The organism is Streptomyces erythrochromogenes (assembly GCF_040684695.1).
Classification (GTDB): Bacteria; Actinomycetota; Actinomycetes; order Streptomycetales; family Streptomycetaceae; genus Streptomyces; species Streptomyces erythrochromogenes_C.
Genome location: NZ_JBFBGM010000042.1, coordinates 18,673 through 42,272, shown reverse-complemented (window position 1 = coordinate 42,272; position 23,600 = coordinate 18,673). Strand labels below are relative to the sequence as shown.

Annotated in this window: 21 protein-coding genes; 10 read left to right on the top strand and 11 right to left on the bottom strand. The window is 74.6% G+C overall.

Translation table 11 applies throughout. The annotated features are described in order from the left end of the window. Positions 1 to 173: 173 nt before the first annotated feature. From AB0O53_RS36640 to AB0O53_RS36625, 4 genes are all read left to right on the top strand, one after another. Complete coding sequence (locus AB0O53_RS36640) at positions 174 to 1,766, top strand: FAD-dependent oxidoreductase (protein ID WP_351000872.1); 1,593 nt, start codon at positions 174 to 176, stop codon at positions 1,764 to 1,766. A 32-nt stretch (positions 1,767 to 1,798) separates the two neighbouring features. Beyond that, positions 1,799 to 1,885 carry a putative leader peptide gene (locus AB0O53_RS36635; protein WP_311318651.1) on the top strand — a complete coding sequence of 29 codons (87 nt, stop codon included), beginning with the start codon at positions 1,799 to 1,801 and terminating at the stop codon, positions 1,883 to 1,885. A 78-nt stretch (positions 1,886 to 1,963) separates the two neighbouring features. Then, complete coding sequence (locus AB0O53_RS36630) at positions 1,964 to 2,509, top strand: cupin domain-containing protein (RefSeq protein WP_365201424.1); 546 nt, start codon at positions 1,964 to 1,966, stop codon at positions 2,507 to 2,509. After that, on the top strand, positions 2,506 to 2,949 hold the full coding sequence (locus AB0O53_RS36625; RefSeq protein ID WP_365201422.1) for a rhodanese-like domain-containing protein: 444 nt from the start codon (positions 2,506 to 2,508) through the stop codon (positions 2,947 to 2,949). The genes AB0O53_RS36630 and AB0O53_RS36625 overlap by 4 nt, the downstream gene beginning before the upstream one ends. Positions 2,950 to 3,008: 59 nt before the next feature. Here the strand turns inward: AB0O53_RS36625 and AB0O53_RS36620 are convergent, their stop codons facing one another. The 3 genes from AB0O53_RS36620 to recA form a co-directional block, all read right to left on the bottom strand. Then, positions 3,009 to 5,561: an FtsX-like permease family protein gene (locus AB0O53_RS36620; RefSeq protein ID WP_365201419.1), complete on the bottom strand. Its 2,553-nt coding sequence runs from the start codon at positions 5,559 to 5,561 to the stop codon at positions 3,009 to 3,011. A gap of 90 nt (positions 5,562 to 5,651) precedes the next feature. Then, positions 5,652 to 6,218, bottom strand: a complete 567-nt coding sequence (gene recX, locus AB0O53_RS36615; RefSeq protein WP_351000883.1) for a recombination regulator RecX — start codon at positions 6,216 to 6,218, stop codon at positions 5,652 to 5,654. Positions 6,219 to 6,221: 3 nt separating this feature from the next. After that, positions 6,222 to 7,346 carry a recombinase RecA gene (gene recA / locus AB0O53_RS36610; RefSeq protein ID WP_351000886.1) on the bottom strand — a complete coding sequence of 375 codons (1,125 nt, stop codon included), beginning with the start codon at positions 7,344 to 7,346 and terminating at the stop codon, positions 6,222 to 6,224. A gap of 228 nt (positions 7,347 to 7,574) precedes the next feature. Between recA and AB0O53_RS36605 the strand changes: the two genes are divergently transcribed. Beyond that, the gene (locus AB0O53_RS36605; protein WP_351000888.1) at positions 7,575 to 8,630 is read left to right on the top strand and encodes a PP2C family protein-serine/threonine phosphatase; all 1,056 of its coding nucleotides are present in this window, start codon (positions 7,575 to 7,577) and stop codon (positions 8,628 to 8,630) included. 60 nt (positions 8,631 to 8,690) lie between these two features. Next, positions 8,691 to 9,734: a S66 family peptidase gene (locus AB0O53_RS36600; RefSeq protein WP_351000891.1), complete on the top strand. Its 1,044-nt coding sequence runs from the start codon at positions 8,691 to 8,693 to the stop codon at positions 9,732 to 9,734. On the opposite strand, the gene AB0O53_RS36595 is transcribed toward AB0O53_RS36600, so the two are convergent. Further along, positions 9,724 to 10,413: a class I SAM-dependent methyltransferase gene (locus AB0O53_RS36595; protein WP_351000893.1), complete on the bottom strand. Its 690-nt coding sequence runs from the start codon at positions 10,411 to 10,413 to the stop codon at positions 9,724 to 9,726. The genes AB0O53_RS36600 and AB0O53_RS36595 overlap by 11 nt on opposite strands. Before the next feature lie 113 nt (positions 10,414 to 10,526). On the opposite strand from AB0O53_RS36595, the gene AB0O53_RS36590 reads away from it, so the two are divergent. Beyond that, on the top strand, positions 10,527 to 11,282 hold the full coding sequence (locus tag AB0O53_RS36590; protein ID WP_351000895.1) for a Clp protease N-terminal domain-containing protein: 756 nt from the start codon (positions 10,527 to 10,529) through the stop codon (positions 11,280 to 11,282). Here the strand turns inward: AB0O53_RS36590 and AB0O53_RS36585 are convergent. Both AB0O53_RS36585 and AB0O53_RS36580 read right to left on the bottom strand, forming a co-directional pair. Beyond that, positions 11,236 to 12,516 carry an AI-2E family transporter gene (locus AB0O53_RS36585; RefSeq protein WP_403141367.1) on the bottom strand — a complete coding sequence of 427 codons (1,281 nt, stop codon included), beginning with the start codon at positions 12,514 to 12,516 and terminating at the stop codon, positions 11,236 to 11,238. The genes AB0O53_RS36590 and AB0O53_RS36585 overlap by 47 nt on opposite strands. A gap of 146 nt (positions 12,517 to 12,662) precedes the next feature. After that, positions 12,663 to 12,857 carry a DUF3046 domain-containing protein gene (locus AB0O53_RS36580; RefSeq protein WP_037929867.1) on the bottom strand — a complete coding sequence of 65 codons (195 nt, stop codon included), beginning with the start codon at positions 12,855 to 12,857 and terminating at the stop codon, positions 12,663 to 12,665. A gap of 81 nt (positions 12,858 to 12,938) precedes the next feature. Between AB0O53_RS36580 and AB0O53_RS36575 the strand changes: the two genes are divergently transcribed. Next, entirely contained in the window at positions 12,939 to 13,976 is a 1,038-nt protein-coding gene (locus tag AB0O53_RS36575; protein ID WP_351000901.1) for a hypothetical protein, read from the top strand. On the opposite strand, the gene AB0O53_RS36570 is transcribed toward AB0O53_RS36575, so the two are convergent. The 4 genes from AB0O53_RS36570 to AB0O53_RS36555 form a co-directional block, all read right to left on the bottom strand. Beyond that, on the bottom strand, positions 13,945 to 14,253 hold the full coding sequence (locus AB0O53_RS36570; protein ID WP_030664986.1) for an AzlD domain-containing protein: 309 nt from the start codon (positions 14,251 to 14,253) through the stop codon (positions 13,945 to 13,947). The two genes, AB0O53_RS36575 and AB0O53_RS36570, sit on opposite strands and share 32 nt — an antisense overlap. Continuing rightward, positions 14,250 to 14,939, bottom strand: coding sequence for an AzlC family ABC transporter permease (locus AB0O53_RS36565; protein WP_403141369.1), 690 nt, complete (start codon positions 14,937 to 14,939; stop codon positions 14,250 to 14,252). The genes AB0O53_RS36570 and AB0O53_RS36565 overlap by 4 nt, the downstream gene beginning before the upstream one ends. 91 nt (positions 14,940 to 15,030) lie before the next feature. After that, on the bottom strand, positions 15,031 to 16,290 hold the full coding sequence (locus AB0O53_RS36560; RefSeq protein ID WP_351000906.1) for a DUF2716 domain-containing protein: 1,260 nt from the start codon (positions 16,288 to 16,290) through the stop codon (positions 15,031 to 15,033). Positions 16,291 to 16,300: 10 nt separating this feature from the next. Next, complete coding sequence (locus tag AB0O53_RS36555) at positions 16,301 to 17,134, bottom strand: AraC family transcriptional regulator (protein WP_351000908.1); 834 nt, start codon at positions 17,132 to 17,134, stop codon at positions 16,301 to 16,303. Positions 17,135 to 17,214: 80 nt separating this feature from the next. Between AB0O53_RS36555 and AB0O53_RS36550 the strand changes: the two genes are divergently transcribed. Beyond that, on the top strand, positions 17,215 to 21,804 hold the full coding sequence (locus AB0O53_RS36550; protein ID WP_365201411.1) for an ATP-dependent helicase: 4,590 nt from the start codon (positions 17,215 to 17,217) through the stop codon (positions 21,802 to 21,804). Positions 21,805 to 21,851: 47 nt separating this feature from the next. Here the strand turns inward: AB0O53_RS36550 and AB0O53_RS36545 are convergent, their stop codons facing one another. Then, complete coding sequence (locus tag AB0O53_RS36545) at positions 21,852 to 22,559, bottom strand: NADPH-dependent F420 reductase (protein WP_365201408.1); 708 nt, start codon at positions 22,557 to 22,559, stop codon at positions 21,852 to 21,854. A 219-nt stretch (positions 22,560 to 22,778) separates the two neighbouring features. Here AB0O53_RS36545 and AB0O53_RS36540 point away from each other — a divergent pair, with 219 nt between their 5' ends. Beyond that, the gene (locus AB0O53_RS36540; RefSeq protein WP_365201405.1) at positions 22,779 to 23,576 is read left to right on the top strand and encodes an Fpg/Nei family DNA glycosylase; all 798 of its coding nucleotides are present in this window, start codon (positions 22,779 to 22,781) and stop codon (positions 23,574 to 23,576) included. Positions 23,577 to 23,600 lie beyond the last annotated feature (24 nt).

Sequence of the window (23,600 nt, the reverse complement as noted above, 5' to 3'; positions counted from 1 at the left end):
CAGCTCGTAGGCGTTGGAGACGATCGTCTTGATCTTCGTGCCGAAGATCTTGTCGGCCTCGCGGAGCTTGTTGATGTCGCGCTGCGTTGCGCCCTCGGGTGTCACTTGACGCAGACACCTCCAATGGGTTGCATACCTTCTGTGATCACATACCGGACATCGGGAGCCGCGCCATGGACCCGGTGATCGTCGTCGGCGCGGGACCCGTCGGGCTGTCCCTGGCGCTCGCCCTCGCCGGCTCGGGCGTGCCCTCCGTCGTGCTCGACGAGCGGCCCGGCAAGGAGGAGGTCCGGCCGGCCCGTACGGTCGTCCTGCACGCGGACACGGCCGCCATGGCCCACCGGCTGGGCTGTACGACGCTGCGCGACGAGGGGGCGTACTTCGCCGCCTGGCGCACCATGCGGCGCGGCCGGGACACCCACCGGCTGACCTTCGAGGACCACCCGGCCCCCCTGCACGTCCCGCAGCACGCGCTGGCGCGCGGACTGCGCGACGCCGCCGCCGCGCACCCCCTCGTCCAGCTGGTCCGCGACAGCAGGCTGGACTCCCTCGAACAGGACGAGCGGGGCGTCACCGCGCACACCCAGGGCGCGGAGACCACCTGGTGGCGCGGGAGTTACGTGGTCGGCTGCGACGGGGCCCGCTCCACCGTGCGCAAGCTGCTCGGCATCCGCTTCCCGGGCCGTACCGCCGTCGAGCGGCACGCCGTGGCCGCGCTGCGCACCGAACTGCCGTGGCCCGGCGAGGCCCTGCTGCACCGCAGCGCGCCGCACGAGGTCACCTCGCGGCCGCTGCCCGACGGGGTCTGGCGGCTGGACTGGCTGCTCCCGGCCCGCGGGGAGCTGGTGACCCCCGACGCGCTGGTCACGCTGATCCGCGACACCCTCGCTCAGTGGTGCGGCGGCACGACTCCCCCGTACGACCTGCTCGACACCGGCGTGCACACCCTGCACCACCGGCTGGCCCGGCGCTGGCGCGACGGGCGGGCCTTCCTCGCCGGCGACGCCGCGCACCTGCTGGGCGCACTCGGCACCCAGGGCGTCGAGGAGGGGCTCCGGGACGCCGAGAACCTGGCGTGGAAGCTCTCCCTGGCCTGGCACCAGGGCGCCTCCGAGGCCCTGCTCGACAGCTACGAGGGCGAACGGCGCACCGCGGTGGCCTCCCGGCTGCGCGCGGCCGACCAGGCGATGGCGACCCTGCGGTCCGGGGGCGGCCTGCGCAACTACCTCCCCGGGGCCTCGCGTTCCGCCGAGTCCCTGCTCACCGACGGCCACCTGGGCCGGGGGCCGCTGGGCGCGGAGCCGGCGTACGCGCCGCCCGTCGCCGTGCGCGAGGTGCCGACGGCCACGGAACCGGGCGGTCCGGTGGCGAACGTCCCGGTCACCGCGCCCGACGGGGCCACCGTGCCACTGCGCGACCTGCTGGGTCAGGGCCGGCTGCTGGCGGTCCTGGTGGCCCCGGGCACCGGGGTCTGGGACCGGCGCCACTGGCTGGGTGCCGGGCTGATGCCCCGGCTGGCCGCGGCGGTCAGCGCCCTGCCGGTCCGCACCGACCTGCTGGTGGCCGACAGCTACCCGGGGGCCCCGGCGCACACCGTGCTGCTGGTGCGGCCGGACGGGCATCTGGCGGCGACCTTCGCCGGGGTCCGCCCGGCGGAGCTGTACGAGGCGGCGGACGCCGTCCGGGCCGGCGCTCCCGCGTCCAGGGTGCCCTCGCCCTCGTCCTCGTCCCCGTCCTCGACGACGCCGACCGTGGTGATCGATTGACCGTGCGCGGGGCCGCATGGTTCACTCGCGAAATGACCGGCAACGACGTACGCCTGTGGCGGAGGGTCCATATGGACCTGCTCCGCTACGCGGGCTGCGTGTGTCGCCCTTCCTGCTGATTCGCCCTTTCCTCCGCGCGCCCCGTGCCGTCCTCCGGCCTGCGCGCACTTCCGCGAACCCAGGAACGGTCACCTTCCATGTCTGTGTCTGTACCCGCGCCCTCGTACGCCCCCGAGCCCGTGCGGGCCGGGGGCCCCACGGCCACCGAGCTCCTCGACTTCGCCCTCCGCACCGCGGCCGACCCCGAGATCACGGCCTCGCTGCCGCTCGATCCCGAGGGACGCACATGGATCCGTCTCGACGGGCCCGGCGGCAGCGAGGCCTGGCTGATCGGCTGGCCCCCCGGCACCGGCACCGGCTGGCACGACCACGCCGAATCGCTCGGCGCGTTCGCCACCGCCCGCGGCCAGCTCACCGAGCGCTCGCTGGCCGTGCGCCTGCCCTCGGAGGGCTGGCGGTCGCTGGAGCTGGCGCCCGGTGTCGACCGCAGCCGCACGCTCGCGGCGGGCGGCGGGCGGGCCTTCGGGCGTCACCACGTGCACGAGGTCCTCAACGAGTCGCCGGACGAGCACGCCGTCTCGGTGCACGCCTACTACCCTCCGCTGCCGCTGATCCGCCGGTACAGCCGCAGCGGTCCCGTGCTGCACCTGGAGCACGTCGAGCGTCCGGCGGACTGGCAGTGAGCGCCCAGGCGGACCCGAGCGGCCCGGTCACCCCGGCAGCCCCGGTCGGCATCGACGAGCTGCTGGAACGCGTCAGGGCGGGATACACCCGCGTCGACGCGCAGGAGGCGTACGCGGCCTCGGCGGCCGGGGCCCTCCTGGTGGACATCCGCTACCAGGCCCTGCGGGAGCGGGACGGACTGATCCCGGGGGCACTGGTGGTCGAGCGCAACGAGCTGGAGTGGCGCCTGGACCCGACGGGCAGCCACCGCGCCGCCGAGGCCACGGGCCACGACCTCCAGGTCGTGGTGATCTGCAACGAGGGGTACGCGTCCAGTCTCGCCGCGGCCTCGCTGCACGCCCTGGGCCTGCACCGGGCAACCGATCTGACCGGTGGCTTCCAGGCGTGGAAGTCGGCCGGGCTCCCCGTCGTCCCGGGCACGGCGCCGCCGCACGGCTGATCGCCGCGGGCCCGCACCGCCTGAGCGGTGCGGGCCGGCTCACGGCTGCCAGGGCGTTCCTAGCCCTTCGCCGTGGCGACCTCCACCGGGGCCACCCGCAGCGCCATCCGGCCCGGGAGGGCGGTGGCCGCCAGGGCCAGCAGTCCGGCCACACCCACCACCGACGCGTACGCGACCGGCAGCAGCGCCGGCGCCGCCACGCCCGTCATGCCCACGCTGAACGCGGTCAGTACGGCCAGTGCGATGCCCGACCCCACGACCGTCCCGATCAGGAGCACCGCCAGGGCCTCGGTCCGCAGCATCCGCAGGACCTGGCGCCGCCGGGCACCGGCCAGCCGGAGCATCGCGAACTCGCGGAAGCGCTCGGCGGTCGACATCGCGAGGGTGTTCACCACCGAGACGGCGGTGAAGGCCAGCACGAGTCCCATGGCGAGGAGGTTGATCCCGGCGCCGGCGTCCTGCTGCCGGGCCCGCGCCGCGTCGGCCTGCGCCGCGGAGAGCACCGCCACACCGGGGAAGTCCCGTACCGCGTCGGCCAGCTGCTCCCGTCCCACCCCTGACCCGGGCTCCGCGGCCACGAGCACACCGGCCGCGAGCGGATTGTCCACGTGCGCCGCCACCAGGCCGTGCGGCAGCGTGAGGTCGCCGAAGCCGAGGCCGCGCGCGTACACGGCCGTCACCGTGAGCGTGGCCGGGGTGCCGTCGCCCAGGGTCAGCCTCAGCGGGCTTCCCGGCTTCAGCCCCAGTTGGTCGGCGGCGAGTTCGCTGACCGCTGCCGTGCCCTCGGTGAAGCCGTCCAGGGTCCCTCCGGTCACCCGGGGGTCCCAGGTACGGCTCAGTCCGGCCGGAGTCACGCCCTGGGCGGCGTACTTCACCAGCCCCACCCGTACGGAGGTGTGCACGATCTCGGTGGCCGCCGCGACCCCGGGGGTGCGCCGGACCCGCTCGGCGGCCTCCCGCGTGACCCCGGGGCCCTGCGCGGCCAGCGCCCAGTCGGCCCGGATGCCGTCACGGGCCTGGGCCCGGGCGGCGTTCCCGAGGGTCGGGGTGACGCAGAGCACGGTGCAGGTCATGCCGATCAGCAGCGCGAGCGGGGTGACGGCCGAGGCCATCCGGGTGGCGTTGCCGCGCAGATTGGCGGTGGCCAGGTGGCCGCCCGGGCCGAGCAGCCCCAGCGGACCGGCGAGCAGCGCGGTGGCGGCCCGTACGAGCAGGGGGCCGAGCAGGGAGACCGCGCCGGCCAGGACCACCACGGCCAGGAAGGTGACCGGGGTGGACGCGGGCTCGGTGCGCAGCGAGCCCAGTACGACGACCAGGGCCGCCCCGCCTGCCAGCAGCAGCGTCCCGGCGACGGCGCGGACCGGGCCGGGCCGGCCCCGGTCGACGGCGGCTTCGGCCAGCGCCTCGGCCGGACGGATCCGGGCGGCCCGGCGCCCGGTGACGCGTGCGGCGGACCAGGATCCGAGCAGGCCGGCGGCGACGGCCGCGAGCATCGGAAGAATGCCGGGGGTGCGTTCCAGGGTGGCGGGCACGACCCCGCCGGCGACGAAGCGGCCGTGCAGCCAGGCGGCGAGCGGGAGTCCGGCGAGCGCTCCGGCGATCCCGGCGGCCACGCCGACGAGCAGTGCCTCCCGGCCGAGCAGCTGCCGCAGTTGTGCGGGGGTGGCGGCGACGGCCCGCAGCAGGGCGAGTTCGCGGTGGCGCTGCCGGACGGAGAGCGCGAAGGTGCCGGCCACGACGAGGACCGCGACGAGCAGGGAGGTGCCGCCCATCGCACCGCCCATGGAGACCAGTGTGATGCGGGCGCCGGCGGCGTCCGGGAACTCCACGGGTCCGCGCCCGTCGCCGGTGCTGACCTGTGCCGTGGTGTCCTTGAGGGCCTGCTCGACCCGGGCGGCGAGCTCCGTCGCGGTGACTCCGGGGGCGGGCAGCACGCCGATGGCGCTGACCCGGCCGTCGCGGGCGGCGAGCCGGTGGGCCTCGTCGTCGGTGAAGAAGAGGGCGCTCTGGTGGGCGAGGTCGCCGCGGGGAGTGTGCGCGATGCCGCTGACCCGGTAGGTCCGGGGCTCACCGGTGGACTGCACGGTGAGTGCGGAGCCCGGCCGCAGTCCGGCACGGGCGGCCAGCGCACGGTCCACGACGATCTCGTCGGCGCTGCGGGGTGCCCGGCCGCCGTCGGCGATCGTGAAGGGGGTCAGGGCCGCGGAGCTCCAGGCGTGCCCGTACGCGGGCCCCGGCCCGGCCAGGGTGCCGGCCAGGGGGACGGCCTGGAAGGTCAGCTCGGGCACGACCCGCTCGACGCCGGGGACGGCGCGGACCGTGTCGGCGGTGGCGGCGGGCAGCCAGGCCCGCTCGGCGACCGGCTTGGCCTTGTGCTTGGTCTTCGTCCCGCCCTTCTTCTCCTTGACCGTGGTCTCGTGGACCATCCGGTCGGCGGAGACGAGGACCGGAGCCGCCGCGTAGCGCTCGGTGCGGATCGTTCCGCGGAGTCCCGTTTCGAGGAGGGTGCCGCAGGCGGTCACGAGGGCGGCCGCGCACATCAGTGCGACGAAGGCGCCGAGGAATCCGGCCTTGCGGTCCCTGACGGTCTGAAGGGCGTAGCGCAGCATCATGGGCCCAACTCTGCTGCGCGGGCCCCTCCTTGGCATTGGAGTCGCCCGGCGTCCCGGCCCGGGGGCTGCCCCCACCCCGGGCCCTGCGGCTCACTCCCCCGGGTACCCGAGCTCGTCGGCCTCCTCGCCCTCCGCCTCCAGGGCCCGGCGGACCACTCTCAGGGCCATGCCCTCCGGGTAGCCCTTGCGGGCGAGCATCCCCGCGAGGCGCCGGATCCGCTTGTCCCGCTCCAGTCCCCGGGTGGAGCGGAGCTTGCGCTCCACCAGCTCGCGGGCGGTCTGCTCCTCCTGGTCGGAGTCCAGCTGCCCCAGGGCCTCCTCCACGAGGGTGGCGTGCACCCCTTTGGTCCGCAGTTCCTGGGCGAGCGCCCGGCGGGCCAGGCCGCGGCCGCGGTGGCGGGACTCGACCCAGGCTCCGGCGAAGGCCGCGTCGTCGATCAGTCCCACCTCCTCGTACCGGGAGAGGACCTCCTGCGACACCTCGTCGGGGATGCCCCGCTTGTGCAGGGCGTCCGCGAGCTGTCGCCGGGTGCGCGGGCTCCCCGTGAGCAGGCGCAGACAGATCGCCCGCGCCTGCTCCTCGGGGCTCTGGGGCGGCAGCTCCTGGCGGCCCTCACGGCCGCCCCGGCTCCCGCCGCCCCCTTCCTGCTCGCGCACGGGTCAGCTCTTGGCCACGGCGGCCTTGGCCGTCGTCTTGGCCTTCGACGCGGGCGCGGGCACTGCCGCGGCATCGGCGGCGGGTGCGGCGGCGGCAGCCCCGGCCGCGTCCTCGCCGTCCTTGCGGACGCCCACGCCCAGCTTCTCCTTGATCTTCCGCTCGATCTCGTTCGCGAGATCCGGGTTGTCCTTGAGGAAGTTGCGGGCGTTCTCCTTGCCCTGGCCGAGCTGGTCGCCCTCGTACGTGTACCAGGCGCCGGCCTTGCGGATGAAGCCGTGCTCCACGCCCATGTCGATCAGGCCGCCCTCGCGGCTGATGCCCTGGCCGTAGAGAATGTCGAACTCGGCCTGCTTGAACGGCGGCGCGACCTTGTTCTTCACGACCTTGCAGCGGGTGCGGTTGCCGACCGCCTCCGTGCCGTCCTTCAGGGTCTCGATGCGGCGGATGTCGATGCGCACCGAGGCGTAGAACTTCAGCGCGCGGCCACCGGTCGTGGTCTCCGGCGAGCCGAACATCACGCCGATCTTCTCGCGGAGCTGGTTGATGAAGATCGCGGTGGTCTTGGACTGGTTGAGCGCACCGGTGATCTTCCGGAGCGCCTGGCTCATCAGGCGGGCCTGCAGACCCACGTGCGAGTCGCCCATCTCGCCCTCGATCTCCGCGCGCGGCACGAGGGCCGCCACGGAGTCGATGACGATCAGGTCGAGGGCACCGGAGCGGACGAGCATGTCCACGATCTCCAGCGCCTGCTCACCGGTGTCCGGCTGCGACAGGATGAGGTTGTCGGTGTCGACGCCGAGGGCCTTCGCGTACTCGGGGTCGAGCGCGTGCTCGGCGTCCACGAAGGCGACGGTGCCGCCGGCCTTCTGCGCGTTGGCCACGGCGTGCAGGGTCAGGGTCGTCTTGCCGGAGGACTCCGGGCCGTAGATCTCGACGACGCGGCCGCGCGGCAGACCGCCGACGCCCAGGGCGATGTCCAACGCGGTCGACCCGGTGGAGATGACGTCGATGGGGTCGTTCGGCTTGTCGCCGAGGCGCATGACCGCGCCCTTGCCGAATTGCCGTTCAATCTGTGCGAGAGCGGCGTCGAGAGCCTTCTCGCGGTCGGTGCCTGCCATGGGTTCCACCCGGTTTGCTTGAGTCGATCGCTTCACGCCATTGACGCTAATGCCTGCCACTGACAATGCGCCTCCACGACCGGTTCGGCTGTGGATAACTCATCAGAATGGATGTTCGATTTCCCTGTCAAGCTCGCCACGCCCAGAGCGCTATGCCCCGATTACGTAGATATCCTATGAAGTGTGATCGAGTCTGGACGGCCGCGACTTCGTAGGCGCCCCGGCCCGGGAAGGCTTGTGCGGCTGTCGCCGGTCATCCTGACCATCGTCATCGCCAGCCTGGCATACAACACTCCGCCGGAGATGGCCTTCAGCCGCCTCCTGCCCGCGGCGCCGGCCCTCGCCGCCGCCATGTGGCCGGTGCTGCCCACCGTCCTGCTCGGAACCGTCTGCCTCATCCTGATGATCGGCCTCAGCCTCGTCTTCCCGGACCTCGGGACGTGGTGGACGGCCGCGGGGATCATCGCGGTCACCGTGGCCGCCGCGTACGGGAGCCACGTACGGCTCCAGCGGGAGCGCACGCTCTTCCAGGTACGGCTCGTCGCCGACGCGGCCCAGCAGGTGGTCCTGAGCCCCATGCCGCGCCTCCTCGGCAGGATCGAGATCGAATCGCTGTACCTCGCGGCCGCGGCGGAGGCCCGCATCGGCGGGGACTTCTACGAGGTGGTCGACACCCCGCACGGGGTCAGGCTGCTCATCGGCGACGTACGCGGCAAGGGGCTGCCCGCCGTGGGGGCCGCCGCGGCCATCGTCAACGCCTTCCGGGAGGCCGCCTACGGCGAGACCGACATGGTGGAGGTCGCGCGCCGGCTGGACGCCAGCAGCACCCGCTACAACGCCGCCTTCCCTCCCGAGGGGCCGATGGAGCGCTTCGCCACCGCCCTGCTCGTCCAGATCCCGCACGAGGGCAGGCGCATCGACATCCTCAACTGCGGACACCCCCCGCCCCTGCTGCTGAACCGCGGCGAGCTCCGCACCCTGGAGTCGGTCACGCCCTCGCCGCTGCTCAGCCTCGCGGACCTGATCGGCGACCGGTACAGCATCGACAGCTTCGACTTCGCCCCCGACGACCTGCTGCTGCTCTACACCGACGGGATCGCCGAGGCCCGCGCCCGCGACGGCGAGTTCTTCCCGCTGGCCGCCTGGATGGGCCGACAGCCCCCGACACCGCCCCACGAACTGCTCGCGGCCCTCCACCGCGACCTCCTGCGCTACAGCAGGGGGCGCCTCGACGACGACATCGCGGCCCTCGCCGTCCGCCTGCGCGGCCCCCTGGCCGCGGATCCGCCGTGAGCGCCCCGCGCGCCGCTTTAATCCACCGACACGCGGACGTGATGTCCATACGATCGCCACATGATCGAATTCCTGTATCCGCCCAAGCCCCGTCCGGGGGACCGGATCGCGGTCCTCTCCCCCTCGGCCGGACTGCCCGGCATCTTCCCGCTCCCCTACGAGCTGGGCCTGCGCAGGCTCCGTGACGACTTCGGGCTGGAGCCCGTGGAGTACCCGACCACGCGGAAGATGGGCGCGACGCCCGAGGAGCGGGCCGCCGACATCCACGCCGCGTTCGCGGACCCCGACATCAAGGCGGTGATCGCCAGCATCGGCGGCGACGACCAGATCACCGTCCTCCCCCACCTCGACGGCGACCTCCTGCGCGCCCACCCCAAACCGTTCATCGGCTACAGCGACAACACCAACCTCCTGCTGTTCCTGCGCAACCTGGGCATCGTCGCCTACCACGGCGCCTCGGTGATGGTCGAGTTCGGCCGGCCCGGCGCGATGCACCCGGCCACCGCCGACTCGCTCCGGGCCGCGCTGTTCACCTCGGGCCCGTACGAGCTCAACCGGTCCGGCGAGTACGGGGACGTCAACCTCCCCTGGGAGGACCCGCACACCTTCGAGTCCGAACCCCCGATGGAACGCTCCTACGGCTGGACCTGGCACAACGACGACCGTGTGGTCGAGGGCGCCGGCTGGGGCGGCAACCTGGAGATCCTCGCCTGGATGATGGCGGCCGACCGCGCGGTGCTGCCCGCGGACGCGTACGCCGGCGACGTCCTCTTCCTGGAGACCTCCGAGGAGATGCCGCGCGCGGAGGAGGTCTACCGGATGCTCCGGAACATGGGTGAGCGCGGCCTGCTGCGGCAGTTCCCCGCGCTGCTGATGGCGAGGGCGAAGAGCTGGTCGTTCGAGAACCCGTTCGACACCGCGCAGAAGGAGCGGTACCGCGAGGAGCAGCGCGCGGCCGTCCTGCGCGCGCTGCGGGAGTACGCCCCCGACACCATGGCGGTCTTCGACGTGGACCTCGGCCACACCGACCCGCAGCTCGTGATCCCCGTGGGCGGGCGGATCCGGGTGGACGGGCCCGCCCGGCGGATCACCGTCACCTACTGAGCCCGCCCACCGGGCCGCCCCCGCCCGGCCCGGGCGAGAGCGCGACGCCGAGCGACACGGCGGCGAAGGGCCTCGGCGCACCCTCCTGGTAGAAGACGTCGAGTTCCGTGACCGTGAATCCGGCGGCGGTCAGCAGCGCGACGGTCGGCCGGGTGAGGTGGCACCCGCCGCACAGCCGCTTGTGCAGCGGCTCGATCCGCCGCTGCGCACGGCGCACGCGCGGGTGCCCTTCCGGCGCCAGGCCGTGCTCGACGAAGTGGAGGCCGCCCCCGGGCCTGAGGACGCGCCGCACCTCGCGCAGGACCGCCGCGGGATCCGGGACGGTGCACAGGGTCCACGTGGACAGGGCGGCGTCGAAGGTGCCGTCGCCGAAGGGCAGCGACCGGCCGTCCGGGCCGGCCCGGCGCACCGGGACCGGCGAGGCCCGTACACGGTCGGCCGCGAGCTCCCACCCCAGGTCGGAGGGCTCGATGGCGGCCACGCCGGTGACGCCCGGCGGGTAGAAGGGGACGTTGTGGCCGGAGCCGAAACCGATCTCGACGACCTCCCCGGCCAGGCCGGCGCAGACGCGCCGCCTGAGCGGCCGGGCCGTCCGCGCCCCGCACGCGAGGTCGACGATCCGCGGAACGATCCGTTCGGCGTAGAAGCCCATCGCCACCTCCGAGTCCGCTCCCAGCATGGCACCGGGGGCGGCACGAGGAGAGCACCACCCGCCATCCGCCGTCCGCCATCCGCCATCAAGTGACAACCCGAGGTTGACACCCTCTCGACTGTCAACCTAGGGTTGCACCTATGACGAACCCTTCGGTGGAACCCGTTCGCATGACCAATCCGGTACGCCTCGACGACCTGATCGAGGCCATCAACAAGGTCCACACCGATCCCCTGGAGCAGCTCAGCGGCGCCGTCGTCGCCGCCGAGGCCCTCGGGGACGTCGCGGACCACCTCATCGGCCACTTCGTCGACCAGGCCCGCCGCTCCGGCGCCTCCTGGACCGACATCGGGCGCAGCATGGGCGTCACCCGCCAGGCGGCCCAGAAGCGCTTCGTCCCCAAGGCGGACAAGGAGGGCACCGGCGCCCTCGACCCGAACGCGGGCTTCGGCCGCTTCACCCCGCGCGCCCGCAACGTGGTCGTGACGGCGCAGAACGAGGCCCGCGCCGCCGGCAACACCGAGATCCGCACCGAGCACCTGGTCCTGGGCCTGATGGCCGAGGCCGACGGCCTCGCGGGGCTCGTCCTGCGCGCGCAGGAGGTCTCGCCGGACGACGTACGGGCCGCCGCGGCCGCCGCGCTCCCGCCGGCCCAGGACGACCTGCCGGCCCTCGTCCCCTTCGACGCCTCGGCGAAGAAGGCCCTGGAGCTGACCTTCCGTGAGGCCCTGCGCCTGGGGCACGACTTCGTCGGCACCGAGCACGTCCTGCTCGCGCTCCTGGAGCTGGAGAACGGCGAGGGCCTGCTGAGCGGCCTCGGTCTGGACAAGGCCGCCGCCGAGGCGACCGTCAACGAAGCCTTGGCAGCCGTACTCGGCGGCGCGGACGAGAAGTAGAGGAGTCCGCGTCGCTCGTCAGCTCGTAGCGCCTGACGTACGCGCCGAGGAAGGCCTGGAGCGTGGCGACGGCCGGGATCGCGATCAGCGCCCCGACCGCGCCCAGCAGGGCGGTGCCCGCGATGACCGATCCGAAGGCCACGGCCGGATGGATGTCGACGGTCTTCGAGGTCAGCTTCGGCTGGAGCATGTAGTTCTCGAACTGCTGGTAGACCACCACGAACACGAGGACGTACAGCGCGTACCAGGGATCGACGGTGAAGGCGAGCAGGACCGGCAGCGCGCCCGCGAGATAGGTGCCGATGGTGGGGACGAACTGCGAGACCAGCCCCACCCACACGGCGAGCGCGGGCGCGTACGGCACCCCGAGGACCGCCAGCACGACGTACGTCGCGACACCCGAGATCAGCGCCATCAGCCCGCGGGAGTAGAGGTAGCCGCCCGTCTTGGCGACGGCGATCTCCCAGGCGCGCAGCACCTCGGCCTGCTTGGCGGGCGGGAGTACGGAGCACAGCGCGCGCCGCAGCCGCGGTCCGTCGGCGGCGAAGTAGAAGGAGAACAGCCCGATCGTCAGCAGCTTGAAGAGCCCGCCGAGCACGGTGGCGGACACGTCGAGCACGCCGGACGCACTGTTCTGCACGTACTTGCGCAGCCAGTCGGAGCGCAGCACGCTCTCCTGGATCTCCAGCCGGGAAAGATCAGTGTGGAAGCTGGAGTTGATGAAGTTGATCACCGAGTCGATGTAGCCCGGGAACCCCTCCACCATGGCCACGATCTGACCGGCGAGCAGGGAGCCGAGCAGCGCGAGGAACCCGACGGACACGACGAACACCGCCGTGAACATCAGGAAGGTGGCGAGCCCCCGGCGCATGCCGCCGGCCGCCATCCGGGCGACCGCGGGCTCGATCGCGAGCGCGAGGAAGAACGCGATCAGGATGTTGACGAGCAGCCCGATCAGCTGGTGGAAGGCCCAGCTGCCGAGCTGGAAGCAGGCGACGAGTCCCAGCACGAGGACGACCGCGCGCGGCAGCCAGCGCGGCATGCGCTCGTCACCCCCGGCCGGTGGAGCCCCGGCCGGCGGCCTGCCGGGGCCTGCGGGCCCGCGCGGCGAGGCGGGATCGGCGGGCCAGGCCGTTCCCGCGCCCGCTCCGCCCGGCTCCGGCTCCGGCTCCGCGCCGGGGGCGCCCGGTGCGGCGGGGGCGGCATCCGGGGCGGCCGCCCGGGGCGGCGGCAGCGCGCCCTGGGCGGTTGCGCTCTGGTCGGTCGTCTCTTCGGTGGCTCCCACGCGGCCAAGTCTGTCCCACCGACGGCCCGCGCCGCGAAAGGGCGCTGCCGTCCCGCGCCCGGCCCGCCGTGCGCGCCGCGCGGCCGGCCGGCGCGTCAGCGCAGCGAGGCCGGCACGTCCATGGCCGAACACACCGCGCGCCACACGTCCTTGGTCTCCCAGCCCGCCTCCAGCGCCTGGTGGACGGTCAGGCCGCCCAGCTCCGCCATGACGTGGTCCCGCGCGAAGGAGTCGGCATAGCCGGCGCCGAAGTGCTCGGCCATCCGCTCCCAGAAAATCGTCAACCGCATGCCCCCAGTATCCCGCCCCGGGAGAGTGCACCGGCGGCGTTCGCCCCGCGCCCCCGCGTCACCGCGCCCTACGTTGCAGGCATGCCCGGAGACGAAGCTTCCCCGCGATCCCCGCAATCCCCACAGGCGCCGCTCCCCCCGTCGGCCCCGCTCCCCCCGCAGACCACCCGCTCGCCGTCGGACCCGCAGCCCGCCCTGGCCCGCGCCGAGCGGTTCGTGTGGCTCACGGCCCGCGTGCTGGAACAGCGTCGGTTCGCGTTCCACTTCCTCGGCGGGGACGCCGACCCGGTGGACACCGCCCTCGGTTCGTACCTCAACCCCGACGGCGGCTACGGCCACGCCCTCGATCCGGATCTGCGCGGCCCGTTGAGCCAGCCCCTGCACACCGCGCACGCGCTGCGGGTGCTGGACAGCCTGGGCCGCTGCGCCGGGCAGCGCATCGAGCGGCTCTGCCGCCACCTGACGGGGGTCTCCACCGCGGAGGGCGCCCTCCCGGTGGTCTTCCCGGCGCCGCACGACTACCCCGCGGCCCCGTACCACCCGGTGCACGACGACCCGCCGGGCGAACTGCTGACCACCGGTCCGGTCGTCGGCCTGCTGCACCGCAACCGCGTCTGGCACGCCTGGCTCTTCCGGGCCACGGACTTCTGCTGGGACCGGGTCGAGAACCTGCACCGCACGCATCCGTACGAGGTCCAGAGCGCCGTGGCCTTCCTCGACGGCGTTCCCGACCGGGCGCGCGCGGCGACGGCGGCGGACCGGCTGGGACGGCTGGTGCGCGAGCAGCGGCTCGTCGTGCTCGATCCGCGCCGGCGGGCGGAGTTCCCGCCCGCTCCGGGCTACGCACCGGGCGAGCAGCTGTTCCCGCACGACTTCGCCCGGCGGCCCGAATCGCTGGCCCGCGGCTGGTTCACGGACGAGGAGATGCACCGCTCGCTGGACTTCCTGGCCGCCGCGCAGCAGCAGGACGGCGGCTGGCCGGTGCGCCGCGAGGCCTGGGCTCCGGGGAGTTCCCTGGAGCGGCGGCCGATCGCGACGCTGGAGGCGCTGCTGACCCTGCGGGCGTACGGGCGCCTGCCGGCGCAGGTCAGCCGCCCAGGGCCCGTACCCCCGCGGTGACGACGACGGCGGCCGCGACCACGACCAGGAACGGGGCCCGCAGCAGCAGCGCGAGCCCGGCTGCGGCCAGACCGGCGGCGCGGGCGTCGACGACGAGGGCGGACCCGGTGCTGAAGGTCTGCTGGGCCGTGAGCGCGGCGAGCAGCGCGACCGGCAGCAGCGCGGCCAGGCGGCGCACCAGGGGCCGCTCCAGGGCCCCGGCGGGAACGAGCAGTCCCGCGTACTTCACGGCGTAGCAGCCGACGACGGTGAGCCCGATGGCGATCCAGACGTTCACGAGCGGCGTCCCTTCATCCACAGCACGACGGGGGCGGCCAGGGCCGCGATCAGCACCGGCACCCCGGCGGGCAGCACGGGCAGGAAGCCCAGCCCGAGGACCAGCGCGAGGGCGGCGACCGCCCGCTCGGTGGCCGTCTTCAGCATCGGCGCGAGCAGGGCCAGGAACACGGCGGGTCCCGCGGCGTCCAGCCCCCAGGCCCTGGTGTCGCCGATGGCCTCGGCACCGAGCGCGCCGAGCAGGGTGGTGAGGTTCCACAGCACGTAGAGGGTGAGCCCGGTGACGGTGAAGCCGAGCCGGGCCGACCTGCGGTCGGGCTGGGCCAGCGCCACGGCGGTGGTCTCGTCGATCACCCAGTGCGCGGCGAGGGGCCGCAGGGCGCGCGGCAGCCGGAGCAGCTCCGACAGCCGCAGCCCGTAGAAGGCGTTGCGGGTACCGAGGAAGAAGGCCCCGGCGGCGGCGGTGAACGGGTTCCCTCCCGCGGCCAGCGCCCCGACCAGGGCGAACTGCGAGGCTCCGGTGAACACGAGCAGACTCAGCACACAGGCCTGGAGGGTGCTGATGCCGGCTCCGGCCGCCGTCACCCCGAAGGCGAAACCGGACAGGCCGACGGCGACGCCGACCCCGAGGGCGTCCCGTACGACCGCGGCCCGCGGCCGCCCTTCGGGCGCCGCTGTGTCTCGTATCTCTGGCTCTGTGACCAGCTGCTTCTCTCCCACACCGCGAAAGTACGCGGGCCCCTGCCTGCGGGTCTTGTACGTTCTTGCGCGGCCGGCGTCACTCCCGCCGCCGCAGCGGTTCCCCGAGCAGCGCGGTGAACCGCGCCTCGACGGCGGCGAGCAGCGGGGTTCCGAAGACGGTCAGCGTCCCCTCCCAGGGGTGCCCGAAGGTTCCGAACTCCAGGTCGGGGTGGAGGAAGAGGTAGTAGTCGCCGTCCGGGTAGACCGACCCCGGCCACCTCGGGCGGCCCGGGCCGCCCACCCGGTGCGGGTCGAACGCGTAGCCGATGTGCTGCCAGTCGAGCCAGAACAGCTGCTGCCCGGGCGCGGCGAGCGAGCGCAGCGCGCGTTCGGTGATCCGGCGGAGCTCGTCCAGGGGCTCGTCCCCGCCCCGGTCGACGGCGTCGAGCGACCAGGTGACGGAGGGTGCCGGTGCCTCGAAGCCGGGAAATCTGCTCGTGCTCGGCCGGAACCCGAACTCGCGCTCCAGCCGGTCCCACAGCGGTCCGTCGTCGAGCGCGCCGATGGTCTCCCGGACCGGTCGGGTCGTGGCGGGGGTGCCCGTCGGGGCCCAGCGGTGGGGGCGTACGGTCGTGAGCTCCTCGAAGCCCGCGGCCACGAGCGCGGTCCGCAGCTCGCCGTGGGCCTCGACGAGGCAGTACCGGGCGGCGCGGTCCATCAGGTACGCCTTCTCCCGCAGCCGGGCGAGGTGCCGGACCAGTTCCGGGTGGGGACCGGTCAGCCCGCCGACGACCACGAAATCGGTGTCGGCCGGCCGCCCCGCCCAGCCGGCGCCCGCCGTCCGGCCCCGGTGCGACAGCGCCGCCGCCCCGAACCGCTGGTAGAGGCGGTGGGCGTCCGCCTCGAACTCGCCCAGCGGCAGCGCGTGCGGACCGGTGGTGGCGGCGAGCTCACGTACCCGCACGCTCCCTGCGGATCCGTCCAGGACCAGGGCGCGGACGTCCTCCCGCGCCGCGGTTCCCTCCTCCAGGGCGTCGCACTCCGCCACGAGCAGCGAGCGCTCGGCTCCGGCCTCGAAGCCGGCGGCCGTCAGCTCTTCCGCCAGCCCGGGCGCGTCGCTGCCGTGGACCTTCCACTCGGCCGGCTCGTTGCGCGCGGCGAAGGCGTCCAGCTGCCGCCGTACGGTCGCGGCGCCGGGCGGCCGCGGCAGCGGCCCGTGCTCCACCGTCCCGTGGGTGCCGTAGTGCGTGCGGACGAAGGGTCCGTCGTGCTCGATCACGGCGCCCGCGGGCGGCAGGCGGGGCACCCGGCCCCTGAGCTGCGCGTCGTGCAGTGCCCGTACTCCCCCGATGTCCATGATCGGCAGCCTAGACGGCCCGCTCCCGCCGGTACGCGCCCGGCGGGACCCCCACGATGCGGGTGAAGTGCCGGTTCAGGTGGGGCTGGTCGGTGAAGCCGACGGCGAGGGCCGCCTCCGCCGGCGGGGTGCCCGCGTCGAGCAGCCGGCGCGCCCGCCGGACCCTGGCGTCGGTCAGCCAGGTGTGCGGCGGCATCCCGTACCGGTCCCGGAAGGCCCGCAGCAGGGCGAACGGGCTCGTGCCCAGCTCCGCGGCGAGCTGCTCCAGGGACGGCGGGTCGGCGAGGCGCTCCTCCAGTACGGCCCGGGCCGCGGCCGCCTCGGCGCCGCCCGAGCCGCGGACCGTACGGGCGGGCAGCGGTCCGGCGTACCGGGTCAGCATGCGGGCGACCACCCCCCGCAGGAGGGTGTCGGCGGCGAGCGCGTTCCCGGCCTCGGCGGCGCGGTGCACCTCGGTGATGGTGCGCGAGGCCTGCGGGTCGGCGACGATGTCGGCGGTGAAGCCGGGGGTGCCGCGCAGGGTGCCGATCTCGGCGGCGACCTCGGCGATCAGGGCGCCGGAGGGGTAGAGGGTGGCGTAGGCCCAGCCCTCGGGCGCCCCGGCGCGCGCGGTGTGGGGCACCTCGGGGTTGATCAGGACCACGCTGCCCGGTCCGGCGCGCACGACGTGGCCGGGCAGGCCCACCTCCTCGATGCCGCCGGTGACGGCCGCGATGACGTAGCCGTCGTGCGCGTGGCGCGGGAAGGTGTGGCGTACGTAGTGGGCGCGCAGCAGGTCCAGCCCGGGCAGCTCCGGGTACTGCCAGTGCCGTGCCCACTCCCGGTGGCCGTCTTCCGTCCCCATCCCCCCATTCTGCGCCCCCCGGCCGACGCGCGTTCTCCCAGGTCCGGGGCGTTGTCAGTGGCCGGGTGCACGATGGGGGCATGGCAGGCGCTGCGCTCGACTCGTTCTCCCCCGCGACCCGCTCGTGGTTCACGGGGGCTTTCCGCACGCCCACGAGCGCGCAGGAGGGTGCCTGGCGGGCCATCGGGGAGGGCTCGGACGTGCTGGTGGTGGCGCCCACCGGCTCCGGGAAGACCCTGGCCGCGTTCCTCGCCGCTCTGGACCGGCTCGCCTCGACCCCGCCGCCCGCCGAGTCCAAGAAGCGCTGCCGGGTCCTGTACGTGTCTCCGCTGAAGGCGCTGGCCGTCGACGTCGAGCGCAATCTGCGCAGCCCGCTGACCGGGATCCGGCAGGAGTCCGTCCGCCTCGGGCTGCCGGAGCCGGACATCCGGGTGGGGATCCGCTCCGGCGACACCCCGGCGGCGGAGCGGCGGGCGCTGGCCACGCGGCCGCCGGACATCCTCATCACCACCCCCGAGTCGCTGTTCCTGATGCTGACCTCGGCGGCGCGCGAGGCGCTGACCGGGATCGAGACGGTGATCGTGGACGAGGTGCACGCCGTCGCCGGCACCAAGCGCGGCGCGCACCTCGCCGTCTCTCTGGAGCGGCTGGACGAGCTGCTGCCGCGCCCGGCGCGCCGGATCGGGCTGTCGGCGACGGTCCGCCCGGTGGACGAGGTGGCCCGGTACCTCGCGCCGCGCGGCAGGGTCGAGATCGTCCAGCCGCCGTCGGCGAAGGAGTTCGACCTGTCGGTGGTCGTCCCGGTGCAGGACATGGGCGAGTTGGGCGGCTCCCCCGCGACGGAGGGGCGGGAGGGCGGGGACAGGCCGTCGATCTGGCCGCATGTGGAGGAGCGGATCGCGGATCTGGTCCAGGCGCACCGCTCGACGATCGTGTTCGCCAACTCCCGCCGCCTCGCCGAGCGGCTGTGCAACCGGCTCAACGAGATCGCGTACGAGCGGGCCGTCGGGGAGAAGCTGCCCGAGCACGCCTCGCCGGCCGAGGTCATGGCCCAGTCCGGTGCGGCCCTGGGGGCGCCGCCGCTGCTGGCGCGGGCGCACCACGGCTCGGTGTCCAAGGAGCAGCGGGCGCTGGTGGAGGAGGATCTGAAGGCGGGCCGGCTGCCGGCCGTGGTCGCCACCTCCAGCCTGGAGCTGGGCATCGACATGGGCGCGGTGGACCTGGTGGTGCAGGTGGAGTCCCCGCCCTCGGTGGCGTCCGGGCTGCAGCGGGTGGGCCGGGCCGGGCACCAGGTGGGCGCGGTCTCCACCGGGGTGGTCTTCCCCAAGTACCGGGGCGACCTGGTCCAGGCGGCCGTGGTCACCGAGCGGATGCGGACGGGGGCGATCGAGTCCCTGCGCATCCCCGCCAACCCCCTGGACGTCCTGGCGCAGCAGTTGGTCGCCATGGTCGCGATGGACACCTGGCAGCTGGACGACCTGCTGGCGCTGGTGCGGCGGGCGGCGCCGTTCGCGGCGCTTCCGGAGTCGGCGTTCACGGCGGTCCTCGACATGCTGGCCGGCCGCTATCCCTCGGACGCGTTCGCCGAGCTGCGGCCGCGCGTGGTCTGGGACCGGGTGGCGGGGACGGTCACGGGCCGGCCGGGGGCCCAGCGCCTCGCGGTCACCTCCGGCGGCACCATCCCCGACCGCGGGCTGTTCGGGGTCTTCCTGGCCGGCTCGGACCCGAAGAAGGGCGGCGGCCGGGTCGGCGAGCTCGACGAGGAGATGGTCTACGAGTCCCGGGTCGGGGACGTCTTCACACTGGGCACCACCTCCTGGCGGATCGAGGACATCACCCGCGACCGGGTCCTGGTCACGCCGGCCCCCGGAGTGCCGGGCAGGCTGCCGTTCTGGAAGGGCGACCAGCTCGGCCGCCCGCTGGAACTGGGCCGCGCGGTCGGCGCGTTCCTGCGCGAGCTCGGCGCCCTGTCCGAGGAGGACGCCCGGCTGCGGCTGGTGGCGGCCGGCCTGGACGCCTGGGCCGCCGAGAACGTGCTGGCGTACCTCGCCGAGCAGCGCGAGGCCTGCGGCCACGTGCCGGACGACCGGACCATCGTGGTGGAGCGGTTCCGCGACGAGCTGGGCGACTGGCGGGTCGTGGTCCATTCGCCGTTCGGCGCGCAGGTGCACGCCCCGTGGGCGCTGGCGCTGAGTGCCCGCCTCGCCGAGAAGTACGGCATGGACGCGCAGGTGATGCACGCCGACGACGGCATCGTGCTCCGGCTCCCGGACGCGGACCTGTTGTCCATGGACCTCCTGGACCACGACCCTTCCGGGCCGCCCGCCTTCGAGTTCGACGACGAGCAGGCGCCGCTGGGCGCGGCCGACGTCGCCTTCGACCACGGGGACGTCAACCAGATCGTCACCGACCAGGTGGGCGGCTCCGCCCTGTTCGCCTCCCGCTTCCGCGAGTGCGCGGCCCGCGCCCTGCTGCTGCCGCGCCGCAGTCCGGGGCGCCGCACCCCGCTGTGGCAGCAGCGCCAGCGCGCCTCGCAACTGCTCCAGGTGGCGTCGGAGTTCGGGTCCTTCCCGATCGTGCTGGAAGCCGTGCGCGAATGCCTCCAGGACGTCTTCGACGTGCCGGGCCTGACCGAGCTGATGGGCGACATCGAGGCGCGCCGGGTCCGGCTGGTCGAGGTCACCACCCCGGAGCCGTCCCCCTTCGCCCGTTCCCTCCTCTTCGGCTATGTCGCCCAGTTCCTGTACGAGGGCGACTCCCCGCTGGCCGAGCGCAGGGCGGCCGCGCTGTCGCTGGACTCGCGGCTGCTGGCCGAGCTCCTCGGGCAGGCGGAGCTGCGCGAGCTCCTCGACGCGCAGGTGCTGGAGGAGCTGGAGCGGGAGCTCCAGTGGCTCACCGAGGACCGGCGGGCCAAGGACGCCGAGTCGGTGGCCGACCTGCTGCGCCTGCTGGGCCCGCTGACGCAGGACCGGCTGACGGCGCGCGGTGCGGATCCGGCCTGGGCCGGTGAGCTCGCCGCGGCCCGCCGCGCCATCCGGGTCCGGATCGCCGGCGCGGACCACTGGGCGGCGATCGAGGACGCGGGCCGGCTGCGGGACGCGCTGGGCACCGCGCTGCCCGTCGGGGTCCCGGAGGCCTTCACCGAGCCGGTCAAGGACCCGCTGGGGGACCTGCTGGCCCGGTACGCCCGCACCCACGGGCCGTTCACCACGGCCGCCGCTGCCGCCGCCTTCGGCCTGGGCGCGGCGGTGACCGAGGGCGCCCTGAACCGCCTCGCGGCGGCGGGGCGGGTGGTGCAGGGCGAGTTCCACCCGGCGGGCATCGGCCAGGAGTGGTGCGACGCCACGGTGCTGCGCAGGCTCCGCCGGCGCTCCCTCGCCGCGCTCCGCCAGGAGCTGGAGCCGGTCCCCCCGACCTCGCTGGCCACCTTCCTGCCCCAGTGGCAGCACCTGGGCGGGGCCCTGCGCGGCCTCGACGGCCTGGCGCGGGCGGTCGAGCAGCTCCAGGGCGCCCCGGTGCCGGCCTCCGCACTGGAGCGGCTGATCCTGCCGTCCCGGGTGGCCGGCTACTCCCCCATCCTGCTGGACGAGCTGACGACCACCGGCGAGGTGGTCTGGGCGGGAGCCGGAGCCCTCCCGGGCAAGGACGGCTGGGTGTCGCTCTACCTGGCGGACGCCGCCCCGCTGCTCCTGCCGCCGCCGCACCCCCTGGAGCCGAGCCCGCTCCAGCAGGCGGTCCTGACGGCCCTGTCCGGCGGGTACGGCCTGTTCTTCCGGCAGATCTCGCAGGCGGTGCGCGCCGAGTTCCCGGAAGTGTCGGACCTCGCCCTGTCCGAAGCGGTGTGGGACCTGGCCTGGTCGGGCCGGCTCACCAACGACACCCTCGCCCCGCTGCGCTCGCTGCTCGGCTCGGGGCGCACGGCGGGCGCCACGGCCCACCGGGCCCGGCGCACCGTCCCGCGCGGCCGGTACGGCACACTCAGCGCTACCGCGTCCCGTACGGGCCCGCCCACGGTCTCCGGCCGCTGGTCGCTGCTGCCGTCCCCGGCGCCCGATGCGACCCACCGCGCCCACGCGCTGGCCCGTACCCTGCTGGACCGACACGGGGTGGTGACCCGCGGGGCGGTCGCCGCGGAGGGCGTGGAGGGGGGCTTCAGCGCGGTCTACCGCGTCCTGTCCGCCTTCGAGGACAGCGGGCAGGCCCGCCGGGGCTATGTGGTCGAGGGGCTGGGCGCGGCCCAGTTCGCGATGGACGGCGCGGTGGACCGGCTCCGAGCCGCCGAGCGGACACCTCCCCCGCTGGCGGCGGTGGTCCTGGCCGCCGCCGACCCGGCGAACGCGTACGGCGCGGCCCTGCCCTGGCCCGAGCCCCCGGCCGGCGCGACCCACAAGCCGGGCCGCAAGGCGGGCTCCCTGGTGGTCCTGGTCGACGGGGAGCTCACCCTGTACCTGGAGCGCGGCGGCAAGACCCTGCTGGCCTGGCCCGGCCCGGAGGACCCGCGGCTGACGGCGGCGGTCGCCGCCCTCGCCGCAGGCTGCCGGGCGGGCACCCTGCCGGCGCTGACGGTGGAGCGGATCAACGCCGCGGCCGCCCTCACCTCGCCCCTCGGGCCGCCGCTCGAATCGGCCGGATTCCATGCCACCCCCCGGGGGCTGCGCCTGCGGCAGTGACGGGCGCCCTCACGACCGGCACATCGGGACGTCCGCGCGCCAACGCGTCAGCGCATCACCTTGACGCCGAAGCGGCCCCCGCCGAGCGCGAACTGGACGGCGCTGTGCAGGTGGCCGTACATCTCCATGCCGCGGGAGCTCACCAGCGGGCCGAGGTCGAGGACGTCCTGCCAGCCGTAGGACCGCAGCAGGTCGGTGACCTCCGCCTTCGCGTCGGCGTGCTCGCCCGCGATGAACATGGTGTGGTCGCCGCCCGCCACGGCCCGCGGGTCGACGACGGTCTCCTGCTCCTGGGTGACGCCCGCCTTGACCACCTTGGCCTGCGGCAGCGCCCGCTGGATGCGCTCCCCCAGGCTGTCGTGGTCGACCGGGTCCAGGGCGGGCATCACCCCCCACGGGGTCGGCCAGGGGTGGGCCTGCTCGGGGTTGTAGACGTACGGGACGGCGTAGTCCATCAGGGTCTTGCCGGAAAGATGTCCGGCGATGCCGGTGAGGACGCCGACGGCGCTCGCCCCGTCGATCCCGTTGATGACGAAGTCGGCGGCCGCGGCGGCGTCGCCGAAGTTGCGCAGTTCGATGCCGGGGTAGTCGGCGAGCCACTGGCCGAAGGGTTCGACGCCCATGAAGTCCGGTTCGGTGCGGCCCATCGTCACCTGGGAGTCGCGGGTGCCGACGTACACCTCGTGCCCGAGGCTGAGCAGCCTGGCGGCGTGCGCGCGGCCGCCCGCGCCGGTCCCGAGGACTGCGATCTTCATGCTGGTACTCCGTTCCCGTTGGTGTCGCCCCCAGGGAGGAGCCTGACCACAGGGGACGGGAAAGCCCGCAGAACCCGCCGGGGCGACCCGAACCGGCGGCAGCGGATCGCCGAGGTGGCCGAGGCACCGCCCGGACGCGACCGGGTCCGCCCGGCTCCGCCCGGACGCGACCGCGCGGGCGGGAGTCCCGGCCCGGGGCTCCCGGGCGACAATGGGGGCATGCCCGAAGGCGACAGCATCCGGCGCGCGGCGACCCGTCTGCACGCGGTCCTCGCAGGCCGTGAACTGACCCGCAGCGACCTGCGCGTCCCCCGCTTCGCCACCGCGGACCTCACGGGCCGCGTCACCCTGGACGTGACCCCGCGCGGCAAGCACCTCCTCACCCGCCTCGAAGGCGGCCTCACCCTGCACAGCCACCTCCGCATGGACGGCGCCTGGCGCGTCTTCGCCTCCGGCGAGAAGTGGCGCGGCGGCCCGGAGTACGAGATCCGGGCGGTCCTCGGCACGGCCGACCACACGGCCGTCGGCTACCGCCTCCCCGTGCTGGAACTGATCCGCACCGCCGAGGAGGACCGCGCCGTCGGCCACCTCGGCCCCGACGTCCTCGGCCCGGACTGGGATCCCGGCCGCGCCGCCGCGAACCTCCTCGCCGCCCCGGAGCGCCCCCTCGGCGAGGCCCTGCTCGACCAGCGCAACCTCGCCGGGATCGGCAACATCTACAAGGCCGAACTCTGCTTCCTGGCCCGGGTCACCCCCTGGACCCCGGTCGGCGCGCTCCCCGGGGAGAACCTTCCCCGCCTGGCGTCCGCGGCCCACCGACTGCTCGCCGCGAACTGCGGGGACGAGCCCGGCCACCGGCGCAATACCACCGGCATCCGCCGGCGCGGCCAGGAGCTCTTCGTCTACGGCCGCCACCACCGCCCCTGTCTGCGCTGCGGCACCCCGGTGCGCGAAGCCCCGCAGGACGACCGCCCGACCTACTGGTGCCCCCGCTGCCAGACCGGCCCCACGCCCTGAGCCGGGCAGGAGTTCCGCACGGCA

Excerpts from the sequence above, each read along its gene's own strand:
- AB0O53_RS36640 (WP_351000872.1), top strand. The coding sequence starts at position 174 with ATGGACCCGGTGATCGTCGTCGGCGCGGGACCCGTCGGGCTGTCCCTG.
- AB0O53_RS36635 (WP_311318651.1), top strand. The coding sequence starts at position 1,799 with ATGACCGGCAACGACGTACGCCTGTGGCGGAGGGTCCATATGGACCTG.
- AB0O53_RS36630 (WP_365201424.1), top strand. The coding sequence starts at position 1,964 with ATGTCTGTGTCTGTACCCGCGCCCTCGTACGCCCCCGAGCCCGTGCGG.
- AB0O53_RS36620 (WP_365201419.1), bottom strand. The coding sequence starts at position 5,561 with ATGATGCTGCGCTACGCCCTTCAGACCGTCAGGGACCGCAAGGCCGGA.
- AB0O53_RS36600 (WP_351000891.1), top strand. The coding sequence starts at position 8,691 with ATGATCGAATTCCTGTATCCGCCCAAGCCCCGTCCGGGGGACCGGATC.
- AB0O53_RS36595 (WP_351000893.1), bottom strand. The coding sequence starts at position 10,413 with ATGCTGGGAGCGGACTCGGAGGTGGCGATGGGCTTCTACGCCGAACGG.
- AB0O53_RS36590 (WP_351000895.1), top strand. The coding sequence starts at position 10,527 with ATGACGAACCCTTCGGTGGAACCCGTTCGCATGACCAATCCGGTACGC.
- AB0O53_RS36580 (WP_037929867.1), bottom strand. The coding sequence starts at position 12,857 with ATGCGGTTGACGATTTTCTGGGAGCGGATGGCCGAGCACTTCGGCGCC.
- AB0O53_RS36575 (WP_351000901.1), top strand. The coding sequence starts at position 12,939 with ATGCCCGGAGACGAAGCTTCCCCGCGATCCCCGCAATCCCCACAGGCG.
- AB0O53_RS36560 (WP_351000906.1), bottom strand. The coding sequence starts at position 16,290 with ATGGACATCGGGGGAGTACGGGCACTGCACGACGCGCAGCTCAGGGGC.
- AB0O53_RS36555 (WP_351000908.1), bottom strand. The coding sequence starts at position 17,134 with ATGGGGACGGAAGACGGCCACCGGGAGTGGGCACGGCACTGGCAGTAC.
- AB0O53_RS36550 (WP_365201411.1), top strand. The coding sequence starts at position 17,215 with ATGGCAGGCGCTGCGCTCGACTCGTTCTCCCCCGCGACCCGCTCGTGG.
- AB0O53_RS36545 (WP_365201408.1), bottom strand. The coding sequence starts at position 22,559 with ATGAAGATCGCAGTCCTCGGGACCGGCGCGGGCGGCCGCGCGCACGCC.
- AB0O53_RS36540 (WP_365201405.1), top strand. The coding sequence starts at position 22,779 with ATGCCCGAAGGCGACAGCATCCGGCGCGCGGCGACCCGTCTGCACGCG.